Genomic DNA, 16,028 nt, shown 5'->3' on the forward strand with positions numbered 1-16,028 from the left:
ACAATTTACATTGGTTATATGAAATATTACGCAATCGATTGCGTGTAATTAAAATTCTCCATACATTTGAATATCCCCAAGGACTATGGGAGCATTGTGATGGCATGGTATGAATTAAATAGTGACTGAGTCATTTATATGGTCTTTTGGTGTGTTTTGGGTAAAACTTAAATCAAACTTTATTATATGAATCATGATTACAAGACTAAGTAACTATTCTTATCGATTGCTTAAATTTTATGCAATCAGTTGTTTGCTTGTTTTTGGCAGTCTAGTCGCTGTGGCGCAGGATGTTAAAATAAGCGGTAAAGTCGTCGAAGAGGGAAGTGGAGAACCACTACCTGGGGTGAGTATCCTAGTTAAAGGAACAGCGACAGGAGTTGTCACCGATTTTGACGGTGCGTATAGTATTAGCGTACCTGCTGATGCTACATTAATTTATAGTTTTATTGGGTATTTGAAGCAAGAGGTCAGTGTAAATGGTCGGTCCGTTGTGGATGTAAGTTTGCCTCTAGATGTTCAGGCGCTGGAAGAGGTGGTGGTTGTAGGTTATGGTGCTGTTCAGAGGAAAGAAGCAGTAACAGGATCCGTTGCTTCTATTGGCGGAGATGAAATGAGGGAGGTTCCGTCAGCTAACATCACAGATGCCTTGCAAGGACGATTGCCGGGTGTTGACATGACGCAGACTTCTTCTAGACCAGGAGCGACGATGCAAATTAGAATTAGAGGTACAAGATCGTTGTCTGCTAGTAATGATCCATTGGTCGTATTGGATGGAATACCATTTGCTGGATCTATTAGCGATATTGACCCGAATAGTATCAAGAGTGTCGATATTCTCAAAGATGCTTCTGCTACGGCTATTTACGGCTCTAGAGGTGCTAATGGGGTGATTCTCGTGACGACCAAAAGAGGTAGGAAAGGGCAAGAAGCGATCGTTTCATATAATGCTTTTCATGGTGTGAAAACTTTGTTCTCAGACTATCCGATGATGGATGGACCGGAGTTTGCAACTATGAGAGCGGAGGCAATTCGCACCGTAGACGAATTAGGCAGAGGGGCAACTTATCCTAACTCTTCAGACGAATTTGATGATATCAATACAGATTGGCAGGATTTGCTATACCAAACAGGTAAAGTAATGAGCCATGATGTGAGTGTTACCAAAGGTTCTGAAACTGGAAATTATTCCTTTGGTTTGGGCTACTACAAGGATGAAGGAGTCGTGCCGACTAATCAATATTCTCGCTTTTCGTTGCGTGCAGCTGTAGATCAGAATGTCGGTGAGTATTTTCGCTTCGGGTTAACGTCTAACAACAGTTATGGTGTAACTGAGGGGAATCAAGTAGGAGTAGCCGATGCGTTGGGTTCTTCGCCATTGTCTAGCCCCTATGATGATCAAGGAAACTTGAAAAGAGCCTCACAGGCTTCACAAGATATCTATAAAGTATGGACAAAGGAATCCATCGAAGATGCACAGGATGTGTGGTTGAGCGAAACCAAAACTTTTGGTACGTATAATAACATATATGGGGAAGTAGAGGCTCCTTGGGTGAAAGGATTGAAATATCGCTTGAACTTAGGGATGAACTATCGCAATTCACAGGGAGGAAGTTTTACGGGGATTGGAGTGACCAGTGCCTCGGATCCTAATGCGCCTTCATCTGCATCTATTAGTAGTGCAGTGACCACTAGTTGGGTTGTGGAAAATATTCTTTCTTATGATCGTACATTTGCAGAGAAGCATTCATTAAATATTCTTGCTCTGTATTCTAATCAACAAGAAAAATACAATAGCTCACGAATCGTAGCAAATGACTTACCTGCTGATCATTTTCAGTATTATAACCTTGGCTATGCTGAAGGAGAAATTATTATTAACCCTGACGAGCAAAATTACTCCGTTTGGGGATTGAGGTCATGGATGGGGCGTCTGATGTATGCCTATGATAATCGTTATATGCTTAGTGCCACTTTGAGATCAGACGGTTCGTCGAGGCTCTCGCCAGGTAACAAATGGCATACTTATCCAGCAGTCTCTGCGGGTTGGAATATTGCTAATGAGTCATTTATGCAAGGGATTTCTCAGATCAATATGCTGAAACTAAGAGTAGGATATGGTGAAACATCTAATCAGGCGATAGACCCGTATTCTACACTTGGTAGATTAGGTACTCGGTTCTATAACTTTGGTGACAATGGTGATGAAAGTTATTCGACAGGTTATATTTTGTCTGAGTTGCCTAATACAGACTTAGGATGGGAATACACACAAACTTGGAATTTTGGTTTAGATTTTGGATTGTTTCAAGGGCGATTGAATGGTACAGTTGAATACTACAAACAACATACAAAAGATATTCTGCTAAGTGTTGATTTGCCAAGTACAGCGGGGGTAGGAAGTTTTGTGTCTAACGTAGGAGAGACAGAGAATAAAGGGATTGAACTATCTCTAAGTGGTGTAATTATCGACAACCTGGATGGTTTTACATGGGAAGCAGGTTTCAACCTTTATGGCAATCGAAATGAGCTGGTGTCTTTGACTTCTGGACAAGAAGAAAATGTAGGTAACTGGTGGTTTGTAGGTCAGCCGATCAATGTAATATATGATTACAAAAGGACAGGTCTTTGGCAAGAAGGAGATGAACATATGGATATCCTAGAGCCAGGAGGCAATCCAGGGATGGTTAAAGTTGAGTACACTGGGGAGTACAATTCAGATGGCACTCCAGTGAGACCTATTGGTGCTGAAGACAGACAGGTTCTTAATTTTAATCCTGATTGGCAAGGTGGTTTTAATACACGTTTGTCTTACAAAGGGATTGACTTGAGCATCGTTGGAGCTTTTAAAAAGGGAGGTACAGTGATCTCCACGTTATACGGTACATCCAGTTATCTCAATCTATTGAGTGGTCGCCACAACAACGTGGATGTGGACTACTGGACACCTGAAAATACGGATGCTAAATATCCAAGACCTGGAGGGTTAACCGCTGGGGATAACCCCAAATATGGTAGTACTTTAGCCTATTTTGACGCATCGTATCTGAAGATCAGAACGATCTCTTTGGGTTATAATTTTGGAGGTAACTGGCTTGATAAGGCGGGTATTAGCAAATTGAGAGTGTATGCTACAGCACAGAATCCATTGGTGATGTTCTCGCCATACCATAAGGAATCAGGCATGGATCCTGAGTCTAACTCCTATGGGGACGAAAATCAAGCAGTGACGACTGATATTCAGGAGCGATTGCCAGTTATTGGTACAAATGCTCCTGCTACACGCACGTATTTACTCGGAATTAATCTGACATTTTAACGATTGTAATCATGCAAAGATTTAATAAAACAATATTAGTAGCCTTTTTAGGCTTGCTTTTGACCGCAGGGTGCAACGACATTCTGGAAGAGACTACTCGTGAACGATTTGAGCCAGGATTTTTCAAAACAGAAGAAGGAGTTGTGGGTGGTTTGACGGGACTTTATGCTAATCTGAGAAGAGTTTACGGACAGCCGTATTATTATAACGCTACCGAAACGGGTACGGATGAGTACACTTATGGTTCACAGGCCGATGGGAATTTTCAGGCGGCAGATTTGTCTGGTTTAGGGATTCCTGATGCTCAAAATAGCCGTTTTGATGTGCTATGGAACGAGTCTTATTCGGCGATCAACTCCGCCAGTGCAATCATAGCCAATGGCACAGAAGCTGCCATGCCTGATGAGTTAATTGCCGAAGCAAGGTTCTTTCGAGCTTATGGTTACGCTCTATTGGTTCAAACCTTTGGTGGTGTTCCTTTAGATTTGGGAGGTGGAGAATTGGAATTTAATACAGCTCCTAGTCTTAAATCTGTGAGAAATACAGTGCCTGAGGTTTATACCAGAGGAGTGTTTCCAGATTTGGAACAAGCAGTAGAGGATTTGCCTGATAACCCACGTGTGATAGGAGGGGTGACCAAAAACGTAGCAAGACTCATTTTGTCTAAAGCCTATTTGACCTATGCGTGGTGGTTAGAGAATCCTAATAACATCCCTACGTATCCCGAGACAGATCGAACAGATCCTGATGGTATGTCTGCTACGCAGTATTATCAATTAGCGTATGATGTAGCGACAGCAGGTATTGACAATCCTGGGCCATATTCGTTGCAACCTACATATTATGATGTCAACTTAGCTCAGAACGATCGCAATAGTGAAATCATGCTATGGGCTGATCATACAGAGTATAGTGCCAAATACAACGAGGGTAACGTAACTGGCTGGAATGGTGGCGATGCTCAGAATCAGGCTGTTTGGATGGTGACATGGTATTTTCATACGATAAAAGCCAGCTCTAGCCCTACGGTATGGGAGTCATCAGACGCCATGTTTAGAACGGTACAAGCGGGCCAGTCATATAGTCGTATGTGGTCACGTATGGCACCTTCCATTGGAGTGTTTACCAATACTTTTGCGGATAAAACGACTGATTCTCGATTTGACGGAACTTTTACTAGTGTATATCGTGGTACTTGGCATTACAATACAGGCCGTTCAGAAACTGAACTGTATGGCGCTAATTTTATGCCAGTAGGGCCAAATGAACCTATACTATCATTTTTGCCTAGTGACCCAGGAGGGATACAGTATGACAATACTTATGATGACGGTACAGAGGCAGGGTATTTACCAGGTAGACCTGACTATTTGGTACCCTTAGATAAGGTATCTAGAAATGTGTTTCCTGGACTTTGGAAATTGGGAGCATATCGTCAAGGGAGTGATTATAATGATGACAAAGTATCTATATCACGTCCTTATAACATCTTGAAATTTTCTGAATTGTATTTTGTGGCTGCTGAAGCGGCTGTCAAAGGTGCATCAGGAATATACACGGCGAGACAATTGATCAATGTGATTAGAGGGCGTGCAGGTATGTGGAGATATGATGTGTCTCAGGATATGGAGAGAATTGAGGATAATAGTGCTGCTATGCAAGCTGCTACTCCAGCGACTATTGATATTAACTATATTCTGGATGAGCGTTCTCGTGAATACTTCGGGGAGGGGTATCGTTGGTTCGATCTAGCACGTACCCAGAAGTGGGAAGAGTATGCTGGAACCTATCAGATATCGCCAACTGTAGGAGATACTCCTGCAACTGTAAATCGAGAGATTGAGCCTTACATGTATTTGCGCCCAATACCACAAGGACAGCTGGACAGGATGGATGGAGATGAAGCATATAAGGATAACTACCAAAACCCTGGGTACGAATAAAATAAATAATAGTAAATAGTGTTTCACCCTCCTGATTTCTTATTTAAAGTCTCAGGAGGGTGTTTTGTTAATATTTGATAGCTGATAAAATGATGGTGTCTTATGTTTAGGAAGACAATCTAAAGTGGCATATTGTGAAGTGATAATGACTGTGGAAATAAATTACCCATTTAATTGAAAGATAAATGACTACTATTACAAAATCTCAAACCTTTCTGATCAATCTCTTTTTTAGTGTATTTACGCTATTGTTAATTGTTTCTTCGGACGCTAGGGCTATTCAAATGGCAGGCAACGATGACTTTGATAAGGTGAACGTCATCCCAACTGACACACCATTTCCCGAGGCATCGTTCTTAACCACCCAAAAGGGGAAAAATCATTTTCCCCTCATCAAGAAGGGAACACCAGCCACTATCCTAGTCAGTAGTTCTGATCATACGGGTGTGTTGAAAATTGCGGGATTGTTTCAAAAAGATTTGAGTCATGTCTCTGGACAAGCAGCCGAATTGACCATTGGGGATGAGCTGAACTCAAAAAACGCTGTGATAGTAGGTACTGTAGGGAAAAGTACGCTAATTGATCAGTTGATAGCCAATGGGAAGATTGATATTTCAGACCTCAAAGGTAAATGGGAACAGTTTTTAATCCTACCTGTCAAGCAGCCTATGGAGGGAGTCGACAATGCGCTGGTGATAGTAGGTAGTGACAAGAGAGGGACGATATTCGGCATGTTTGAATTGTCCGAGTCTATGGGCGTTTCGCCTTGGTACTGGTGGGCAGATGCGCCGATCCAGTCTCGGGAGAATGTATATGTGAAAACGGGCGTACACACCACTGGCGAGCCCAAAGTGAAATATAGAGGGATATTTCTCAATGACGAAGATCCTGCATTGTCAGGGTGGGCGAGAGAGAGATTTGGAGGAATCAACCATGATTTCTATGAGAAAGTCTTTGAGTTGATTCTGAGGATGAAAGGAAACTACCTGTGGCCTGCTATGTGGGGCAAATCATTGTGGGATGATGATTCTTTGAGTGCACCATTGGCCAATGAAATGGGGATCGTGTTATCCACTTCTCACCACGAACCATTGATGCGTGCCCACGTGGAATGGAATCGCTATGGTGAGGGTGCTTGGAACTATGATGCCAACCCTGAAAATCTTCAAGAGTTTTGGAGAGATGGTATGGTACGCACCCAAGGACAAGAAAAAGTCGTGACGCTTGCTATGCGTGGGGATGGTGATGAAGCCATGGGAGAAGGGACTAACATCGAACTATTGGAAAAAATAGTCAACGACCAGCGTAAAATCATCGCAGAGGTCACAGGCAAGCCAGCTGAAGAAACACCACAAGTTTGGGCCTTGTACAAAGAAGTACAGGAGTACTATGACAAAGGGATGCGTGTGCCAGATGATGTGACCCTATTGCTTTGTGATGACAATTGGGGACAAGTGAGAGTACTCCCAGCGTTAGATGCCAAGCCTAGAAAAGGAGGATATGGCATGTATTACCACTTTGATTTTGTAGGTGGGCCTAGGAGCTACAAGTGGCTCAATACTGTGCAGATAGAGCATGTGTGGGAGCAGATGCGACTGACTTATGAATATGGTGTAGATGAGATTTGGTTGGTCAATGTGGGAGATTTGAAACCGATGGATTTGCCGATCAACTTCTTTTTGGACTATGCTTGGGATCCTACAGCTATCAAAGCAAATGATCTACCTGGGTACTATACACAATGGGCAGATGCTCAGTTTGGTGGGCAATATGCCAAGGAAATCGGAGAGATTTTAGCACGCTATACCAAATACAATGCAAGGAGAAAACCTGAGTTGTTAGCACATGATACTTATAGCCTAACCAATTTTAGAGAAGCGGAAACCGTCGTGGAGGAATACAATGAATTGCTAATCAAAGCTCAGCGCATCAAGGCTAAACTACCAAAGGAAGCACAAGATGCTTTTTACCAACTGGTTTTGTATCCTGTAGAAGCATGCGCCAACATGAATGAGATGTATGTGGCAGCTGCCAAAAATAAACTGTATCGTACACAGAATAGAGCTTCGACCAACTATTATGCTGACCACACAAAAGCACTCTTCTTCAAAGATGCAGACCTTCTCCAGCAGCATAACGAATTTGCGAACGGTAAGTGGAACCACATCATGGAGCAAACCCACATGGGACATGTCAGTTGGTTTGACCCGAAGGTCAATAAAATGCCGGAGGTTTCTTATATCCAAGTGCCTACTCGTGCAGGATTGGGCTATGTCTTAGAGTATGGGGAAGGTAGTTCTGGACGAAATGCCAGAGGGGTGAATAGTCATAGCTTTTCGACCTTTGATCCGCTCAATGATCAGCGCTATTATCTTGAGGTTTTCAACAAGGGAATCGAAAAGTTGAACTATACACTCGAATCGAAATATGAGTGGATTAAATTGTCTTCAACAGCGGGATCTGTTCAATATGAAGAAAAGATCTACGTCAGTATCGATTGGGACAAAGTCCCTGATGGACAGGTAGAAGGGGAGATTTTGCTATCAAGTACCTCGGGTCAAAGTTTTACCATCAAAGTGCCTTTACGCAAGGATGTTCCAAACAAAGCTTCAGGATTCGTGGAAAACAGAGGGATTGTAAGCATGGAGGCAACGAGCTTTCAGCGTAAAAAAGAAGTCAAGGGTATTTCATGGGAATTGATCCCTAATTTGGGGCGCACAGGTTCGGCCGTGACGACTCTACCTGTCACGGCATCCACGAAAGAACCAGGAAAAAACACGCCTTATTTGGAATATCAAATCGTGCTATTAGATTCAGGTACTTTCGATTTGCAAACATGGTTTTCGCCAACGCTAAATTTTCAAAAAGACGAAGGGTTGATTTATGCCATTTCCATCGACGGGGGAAAGCCACAGGTAATGAATCTTCATGAAAACGCCAAAGCGGCTGACTGGACCTATCCTGACTGGTGGAACAATGCCGTGACAGATAACCTCATGAAGCAGTCTGTCATGCAACAAAAGTTGTCAGCAGGTCAACATACGCTGAAGTATTATATGCTCGATCCAGGAATGGTATTGGAGAAAATCACTTTGCATAAGAAGGGCGTGGATACAGCTAGCTATTTAGGCGCTCCTGAATCTGTAAAGAAGTAAATAGCTAAGACATGAAAGATCTTAAAAATTATAAACTGATACTAGCCCTAGTCTTGCTGGTTGGGTGCGTGAATACACCGAAGGACTGTGAAAAGGGAGTAAGCGATCCACGGGGGGAGATGAAGCCTTGGGTCAAAGGAGCTTCGGAAACGGGTAAATACCGCAATCTCTTTTTGGAGGCGGGGTATTCGCAAGCGGAGATAGATGCCAAGTTGGAGAAGGCTTACTATGACACGTTCGAAGGGCTGAATCGTGTATATTTTGAGGTAGAGGACTCTTTGGCCTATGTGTCGGATTTGAAAAACAAGGACGCACGAACCGAAGGACTCTCATACGGACTCATGGTGGCCGTGCAATTGGACAAGAAGGAAGTCTTTGATAAACTGTGGCGCTGGACGACCAAATACATGCAGCATCAAGGAGGAGTCAGAGATGCTTACTTTGCGTGGAGTGTCGACCCCTTAACGGGAAAGCACAACGCAGAAGGCTCAGCCTCGGATGGAGAACTCTACTTTGTCACTGCGCTGCTTTTCGCCTCCAACCAATGGGGGAATGAAACAGGCATAGATTACTATGGAGAGGCAAGAAGAATTCTTGATGCGATGTGGAGCAAAGATGGCGCTGAAGGAGTCAAAAACGTCCTCAATGTAGAGCATAAGCAAATAAATTTTGTACCTCATGAGGGTGGATATGACTGGACTGATCCTTCCTACCACTTACCTGCATTTTTTGAGGTGTGGGCTGAGTATGCTAACGATGGTCATGAGGCGTTTTATAGCGCTTGTGCAGATACATCGCGTATTTTTCTGCACAGAGCCACGCATCCCAAAACGGGTTTGACGCCTGACTATTCCGAATTCAGTGGTGCGCCACATAGCCGTGGCAAGATGGGGGATGCATTTCGTTATGATTCATGGCGTGTACCTATGAATATAGCCATGGACTACAGCTGGTATGCTAAGGATGCCGAGTGGCAACAGCTGTATGCCAATCGTATCCAAGATTTTCTGTATTGCCAAGGCTTAGAGACCTATGTCGATCAGTATAATATAGACGGGACAACTCCAGAATGGATTCTTCAGGCTGGAGGCTATGAAAAGCTAAGACATTCATTGGGATTGGTGTCTACTGCTGGAGCGGCTTCTTTGGCTGCCACGCATGGCAAAGGATGGCAGTTTGTCGATGAAGTATGGAATGCCAAACTTGAACCCTATGAAGACGGTTATTTTGATCCTTATTTCGATGGACTGCTTTACTTGTTTAGCGTGATGCATTTGAGTGGGAACTATCGAATCATCACACCGCAGGCTGAATAGTGAAATGAAAATTTTAGGCATTTCTGCGTACTATCATGATTCGGCTGCTGCTATAGTACAGGACGGAAAAGTACTGTATGCAGCTCAGGAAGAGAGGTTTTCCAGAATTAAGAATGATGCATCTTTTCCTGAGCAGGCTATAGCCTATTGTCTTCACGAAGCAGGGCTTGTTGTCGATGATATTGATCAAATCGTCTTTTATGACAAACCTTATTTGAAGTTTGAAAGACTGTTGGAAACCTACTACGCTTTTGCTCCCAGAGGTTTCAGGTCTTTTGCCATGGCAATGCCTGTATGGCTCAAGGAAAAGCTTTTCATGAAGCAGGTCATTAGAAAACGGCTTAAGGCATTGGCCCAAACCAAAACAATCAAAATACCGATTCATTTTTCGGAGCATCATCTCTCACATGCCGCTAGTGCTTTTTATACTTCTCCATTTGATCGAAGCGCCTATCTGACTGTAGATGGTGTAGGCGAATGGGTGACGACTTCCTATGGTGTCGCATGTGGAGAAAGGGGTGTTGAGGTGCGAGGAGAGCTGCATTTTCCTGATTCTGTAGGTTTGCTTTATTCTTCATTTACCTATTTCTTGGGTTTCGAGGTGAATGCTGGTGAGTACAAAATGATGGGGCTGGCTCCTTATGGAAATCCTAACTCAGAGCGTGTGTTGGATTTTATCCATCTCATTCGAGAAAATCTAGTAGATATCAAACCTGACGGCTCGATCAAATTGAATAGCGCTTATTTTGAATATTCCGTGGGTTTGCGAATGGTGAACCCGAAAAAATGGCAAAAGCTGTTCGGGGTGAAAAGAAGGTTGCCAGAAGAAGTGTTGGATCAAACCCATGCTGATTTGGCTATGGCTGCACAAAAGGTCACAGAAGAAGTGTTGCTCAAGTTGATGAAGCATGTAAAACAAGAAACAGGCGAAAGCAATCTCTGTTTGGCAGGAGGGGTAGCACTGAACTGCGTGGCTAATTCGGTTTTGTTTGCAGAGAAGGTTTTTGATGATATCTATGTGCAGCCAGCTGCTGGGGATGCTGGCGGGGCTTTGGGTGCGGCATTGGCTGCATCGTATCTCAGCGAGGATAGATGCTTTCATGGATTGGAGCAGCCTTTTGATGTCTATCTAGGGTCTCAGTATAGCAATCAGTACATCGAACGACTTTTGCGAAAGCATCAATACAAATACCAATATTTTGAGCGTACGGAAGAGCTTACCAAAGTCACCGCACAATACATCGCAGATAAGAAAGTCGTGGGTTGGTTTAGAGGTAGAACCGAATTTGGCCCTAGAGCTTTGGGCAACAGAAGTATTTTGGCAGATGCTACTGACCCAGATATGCAGTACAATCTGAATATGAAAATCAAGTTCAGAGAAGGTTTTCGACCGTTTGCCCCAGTGGTATGCGAGGAGGATTATGAGGCGTATTTTGATCTTAGCAAACACTCTTACTATATGCTTTTTACCAGCATGGTCAAAGAGTCATTGAGGGAAGTCCTGCCGAAAGATTTTTATGAATATAGTTTGGAGGAAAAGCGTAAATTGAGAAAGTCGAGCCTGCCTGCTGTCACGCATGTCGATTTTTCAGCGAGGGTTCAAGTGGTGAAAAAAGAATTAAACCCTGCGTTTTGGCGCTTGGTTCAGTCATTCAAGCAATTGACGGGCACGGGCGTACTGATCAATACGAGTTTTAATATCAAAGATGAACCCATCGTCAATTCCCCAGAGGATGCGTTTCGTTGTTTTGAGAAATCTGGTATGGATATATTGGTGTTGGAAAATTATATAATCGAAAAATAGATGGAGTTTATTAGAGAGTTCTTCCTCTTTCTCAAGGAAAGAAAAAAGTGGTGGCTAGTGCCGCTCTTTATTATTTTCTTGTTGTTCGGGGTTCTGATTTTTTTTGCCAGTGGTACTGCATTGGCGCCATTCATTTATACATTGTTTTGATGAATAGGGAAACAGCACTGGAAACTATCGTAGTACTCGCTTTAGCATCGCTTGTTGCTTCGCTGTGGTTGGAGATTGGTTGGTTGGTGTATTTGTCAATTGGTTTGTTGACTTTAGCCTTGATTTCTAAAAGATTAACCCTTGTAATTGGTAGAGTTTGGCTGATCTTCTCTCGCTATTTAGGAGTGGTCATGAACTATGTGACCATGTTTGTCATCTTTTATTTTTTTCTCGTCCCTGTATCCTTTTTTCAGAGATTGACAGGGAGCAATCATATACTGAAAAAGAAGAAAGGAAATTCTCATTTTTATACACGAAATCATCTATTCAGTCAGAAGGATATCGAAAGACCTTGGTGATCTGACAGAAAAGCATACTTCTGAAAGTAGTAATTGGCTTTGTCTGGCTGGTTGAGCTTTATACACATTTCACCCGCGGAGCGATACAATTTAGCTGTTTCAGGATATTCCAAAATCAATGATTGGGCTACTTTGAGTGCTTGTTTGTAATCACCCTTCCGCTTGTACATTTCGTAGGATTGTGTCATGGCCTCTTTCCATGTTGATCGATTGTTGATTAGATTCAGTACCATTTTCTCTTCATAAGATGCATTTTCTAAAGAATAGGGCATCAGGGCACGGGATCCCGCCATTTTTAGATTGTACGGCCATGATTTCTTTAGATTATCGGTCACGTATTTTCCCTTGATTGAGTCAATCGCTGTGATTGGGAGATCCAAAATCGCTTCATCGTAACTGATGTAGGTTGGCCAATTGTTACTCACATGATTCAACTTTTTCATTTTTTCATAGAAGGCGTCTGCCATCAGGAAGTAGCCTTGGACATTAGGATGGACATGTTCCATCATCAGTTCATCGCCGATGACTTTCTTGGGAGAATGTGTCAGAAATACTTTTTCCATATCGACTAGCGGGTAATCGTGCTTTTGTCCTAAACGAAGGATTGTACGGTTGATATCGTCAGGAGCACGAAACCTCAAAAGGTCTAATTCTTTGGCTAGGTGGAGGTACTTCTGTGCTGAATCTATATGGTATTCGAGATAATATTGCCCAAGTAAATAAGCAGCCAGTGCGTTGTTTTGTGCTTTTTTGGTGGCAGCAGATAGGCTTGAGTTTTTAAGGTCATGGATCAGCGCCTCTTCATTTTCCAGACTGTCACTAATAAAGGGTTTGATGTCTTTTTCATTGGATACGAGAGTGGAGAGGATGACAGGGATATTATTTTTCTTGTATTTGGCTAGTATCCTGTCCATGTTGCTTTCGAATTGATCTATGCCTGTTTGGTAGCTTTCGGATTGGAGTGGGATGCGCTGTTCTTTTGCCATCACTTCCATGAGGGTTGTTTCGCCTATTTTGGAAGGGTTGGCTTCATGGTTTATGAGGCTTGACATGGTATTCTCTAGTAACTGAAAAAAGCGAAAATCTTTCAGGTATAGATAAATTCTGACCAAGGTAGGTTGACGACCCAATGATCTGGATGATCCAGTTCCTAAAGCGCCGTAGTATTCATTGTGACCAGCATAGATGATGATCAAGTCTGGCTTTTGATCTATGATTTGATCGGTTAGATCCCACAGTGTATAGGAGTTTACAGCAGTGATGCCCGTATTGACGACCTCTATGTTCTTTTCAGGAAAGGTCTGCGACAATCTATGTTTGAGCATTCTAGGAAATGCCCCTCCGTGATAATAAGGGAATCCTACAGTCGTCGAAGCACCCTGTACAAATACCCTGTATGTACTGTCTGTTTTAGTTTTGAGAAATAAGTCAAATTGATTGTCTGAGTGAAAGCCTTTGTCTTTAAAGTATTTTTTGGCAATTGCAGGATTCATCTCTAGGTAGTCAGGTCTTCCTTCTATACTCACTTGGTTGAATAGTGCATAATTCTGACCATATCCAGTAATTCTTAAAGCTCCTTCTAGTAGGAGTAGGAGTACAATGGGAAGTGAAACAGTGATGAGTTTATAAAGTGCTTCTTTAGTCAATGCTGCGTATTTGAATGTGTTGTTCTTGTATTTACGTCAAAGTGGAAATATAGTAATTAATCTACGCAATCGGTTGCGTGAGTTGGTGATAAGTGCTTTCTTTGTTGAGATTTAAGTAGGTAAAAAGTTATAGGGAGCGATATTGGGTTACTTCTGAATTAGAGACTAGTGCGGTGTTCATTTTATTATCACCACTATTGACTGATTCTGTTAGAAAATAAGCTGGTTAACAATAGGCGATTATGGCATCCGATAACCCAACTCATAATTAATATTCAATGACAAATTTTAGTGTACAAGACAAAGTGGTGGTCATTACCGGAGGATCGGGAGTGTTAGGAGGTAGTATGGCGCAGCATTTTGCTCAAGAGGGAGCCAAGGTGGTACTCATTAGTAGGAGTCAGGATAAATTGGAGGCGCAGGTGGCGCAACTTACCCCTATAAACTCAGATGTAGTAGGTATCTCCTGTGATGTCATGAATACGGAAAGTCTCCAATCCGCCAAGCAGCAGATCATGGATCAGTTTGGTCGGATAGATGTACTCATCAATGCAGCTGGGGGTAATATCCCCGGAGCGACCCAAAAGGAGGATCAGCAGATCTTTGATCTAGACTTGGGCGAAATCGACTATGCGATGGACGTCAATCTCAAGGGCTCAATTTATCCAAGTTTGATCTTTGGAGAAGCTATCGCGGCGCAAGGTGCTGGTTCGATCATCAATATCTCATCCATGGCGACTTATACGGCTATCACGCGAGTGATGAGCTACTCGGTAGCCAAGACAGGTGTCAATTCCTTCACCCAATGGATGGCTGCTGAGATGGCGAGACGCTATGGAGACAAAGTACGTGTCAACGCCATCGCACCAGGCTTTTTTATCGGGGATCAAAATAGAAAATTGCTGCTCAACGAAGATGGAAGCCTCACAGACCGCAGTGAAAAAGTGATAGCCAAGACGCCTATGGGACGGTTTGGTGAGATTACAGAATTGAACGGGGCAGTTCAGTTTTTGTGCTCCGAGTCTGCTACTTTTGTGACTGGAGTGGTGTTGCCAGTAGATGGTGGTTTTAGTGCATTTAGTGGGGTGTAACAATAGAATATGATGAAAGTAGATTTGAAAATACTAGCAGTGTCGGCACTGCTGTTGGCGTGTAATCCGAGTCAGGACAAACAATCGGAAGAAAGTGAAGATTTGGGATTGAGTACCTATTACAAGGACTATTTTCCGATAGGGGTAGCCGTGTCTCCTAGGGCACTCAAGGGCAAACAAGCGCAGTTGATCAAGGACAACTTCGTGAGCATGACACCTGAGAACGTGATGAAGTCAGGGCCGATCCACCCGAAGGAAGACAAGTACAATTGGGCACCTGCTGATGAGATAGCAGCATTTGCTAAGGCCAATAATATGAAGCTACGTGGACACGCTTTGCTCTGGCACAATCAAGCATCAGACTGGTTGTTCGTGGATTCGCTGGGCAATGACGTGAGTAAAGAGGTGTTGTACGAGCGACTGGAGCGACACATCACTGACGTGGTGACGCGCTACAAGGACGTGATCTATGCATGGGATGTGGTCAATGAAGCCATCTCTGATCAGTCTGATGTGTTTTACAGAGACTCCAAATGGTACCAGATCTGTGGAGAGGAGTTCATCGCTAAGGCATTCGAGTTCGCTAGAGCGGCAGATCCAGATGTACAGTTGTTTTACAACGACTATGAGGTGATCAACCCAGTCAAACGAGAGAAGATTTATAAGATGGTCAAGGGATTGCAAGAAGCAGGTGTACCGATCGATGGGGTAGGTATTCAGGGACACTGGTCGGTGTACGAACCAAGTGAGTCTACTTTGAGAGCGACTATTGATCGTTTTACAGGTATGGGATTGCAAGTGCAAATTACGGAGCTAGATGTATCAATTTACCCTAAAGAGCACGCTCCACGTGACAAACGTGCCGATGATGATGATACCTTTACGAACGAATTGAAACAAAAACAGATCGCTCAATACGATATGATATTTCGTGTCTTTAGAGAGAACAAAGAGAAGCTGTCCTCTGTGACTTTCTGGAATGTATCAGATCAGTACAGTTGGTTAGATCACTTTCCAGTACCAGATCGCAAAGACTATCCTTTGCTTTTCGATCAAAACAACGAACCGAAAGAGGTATATTGGGAAGTAGTGAAGTTCTAGAACCAAGACTCCAGAACCAAGACTTAGGATGTAGAACGCAAGCCCTGATGTAGAGATAGACTCTAGGTCAGGGCTTGCGTTTTTTGTGATCGTATGGTTTTGATTAAATGAGAATCTTTAAAATATTTCTTTAAAATCATTGAA

The 16,028-nt window shown here is 43.0% G+C and carries 10 protein-coding genes; 9 read left to right on the forward strand and 1 reads right to left on the reverse strand.

The genetic code is table 11. From position 1 onward, the window contains the following. Nucleotides 1-193: 193 nt before the first annotated feature. The 7 genes from BGP76_RS04235 (at nt 194) to BGP76_RS04260 (ending at nt 12,046) form a co-directional block, all read left to right on the forward strand. Nucleotides 194-3,319 carry a TonB-dependent receptor gene (locus BGP76_RS04235; RefSeq protein WP_119843721.1) on the forward strand — a complete coding sequence of 1,042 codons (3,126 nt, stop codon included), beginning with the start codon at nt 194-196 and terminating at the stop codon, nt 3,317-3,319. 11 nt (nt 3,320-3,330) lie between these two features. After that, nucleotides 3,331-5,262, forward strand: a complete 1,932-nt coding sequence (locus BGP76_RS04240) for a RagB/SusD family nutrient uptake outer membrane protein (protein WP_119843722.1) — start codon at nt 3,331-3,333, stop codon at nt 5,260-5,262. A 185-nt stretch (nt 5,263-5,447) separates the two neighbouring features. Beyond that, the gene (locus BGP76_RS04245; RefSeq protein WP_221409843.1) at nt 5,448-8,417 is read left to right on the forward strand and encodes a glycosyl hydrolase 115 family protein; all 2,970 of its coding nucleotides are present in this window, start codon (nt 5,448-5,450) and stop codon (nt 8,415-8,417) included. Between the two features lie 11 nt (nt 8,418-8,428). After that, nucleotides 8,429-9,733 carry a glycosyl hydrolase family 8 gene (locus tag BGP76_RS04250; RefSeq protein WP_119843724.1) on the forward strand — a complete coding sequence of 435 codons (1,305 nt, stop codon included), beginning with the start codon at nt 8,429-8,431 and terminating at the stop codon, nt 9,731-9,733. 4 nt (nt 9,734-9,737) lie between these two features. Next, on the forward strand, nt 9,738-11,537 hold the full coding sequence (locus BGP76_RS04255; RefSeq protein WP_119843725.1) for a carbamoyltransferase: 1,800 nt from the start codon (nt 9,738-9,740) through the stop codon (nt 11,535-11,537). Continuing rightward, nucleotides 11,538-11,687 carry a DUF5989 family protein gene (locus BGP76_RS20435; protein WP_221407478.1) on the forward strand — a complete coding sequence of 50 codons (150 nt, stop codon included), beginning with the start codon at nt 11,538-11,540 and terminating at the stop codon, nt 11,685-11,687. Beyond that, on the forward strand, nt 11,687-12,046 hold the full coding sequence (locus BGP76_RS04260) for a hypothetical protein (RefSeq protein WP_073119031.1): 360 nt from the start codon (nt 11,687-11,689) through the stop codon (nt 12,044-12,046). Before BGP76_RS20435 ends, BGP76_RS04260 begins: the two co-directional genes overlap by 1 nt. Here the strand turns inward: BGP76_RS04260 and BGP76_RS04265 are convergent. Next, nucleotides 12,019-13,692, reverse strand: a complete 1,674-nt coding sequence (locus BGP76_RS04265; protein ID WP_119843726.1) for a hypothetical protein — start codon at nt 13,690-13,692, stop codon at nt 12,019-12,021. The genes BGP76_RS04260 and BGP76_RS04265 overlap by 28 nt on opposite strands. 278 nt (nt 13,693-13,970) lie before the next feature. Between BGP76_RS04265 and BGP76_RS04270 the strand changes: the two genes are divergently transcribed. Both BGP76_RS04270 and BGP76_RS04275 read left to right on the forward strand, forming a co-directional pair. Next, nucleotides 13,971-14,783, forward strand: coding sequence for an SDR family oxidoreductase (locus BGP76_RS04270; RefSeq protein WP_119843727.1), 813 nt, complete (start codon nt 13,971-13,973; stop codon nt 14,781-14,783). A gap of 9 nt (nt 14,784-14,792) precedes the next feature. Next, nucleotides 14,793-15,884: an endo-1,4-beta-xylanase gene (locus BGP76_RS04275; RefSeq protein WP_119843728.1), complete on the forward strand. Its 1,092-nt coding sequence runs from the start codon at nt 14,793-14,795 to the stop codon at nt 15,882-15,884. Nucleotides 15,885-16,028 lie beyond the last annotated feature (144 nt).

It is taken from the genome of Reichenbachiella sp. MSK19-1, assembly GCF_003590315.1.
GTDB classification, from domain to species: Bacteria; Bacteroidota; Bacteroidia; order Cytophagales; family Cyclobacteriaceae; genus Reichenbachiella; species Reichenbachiella agariperforans.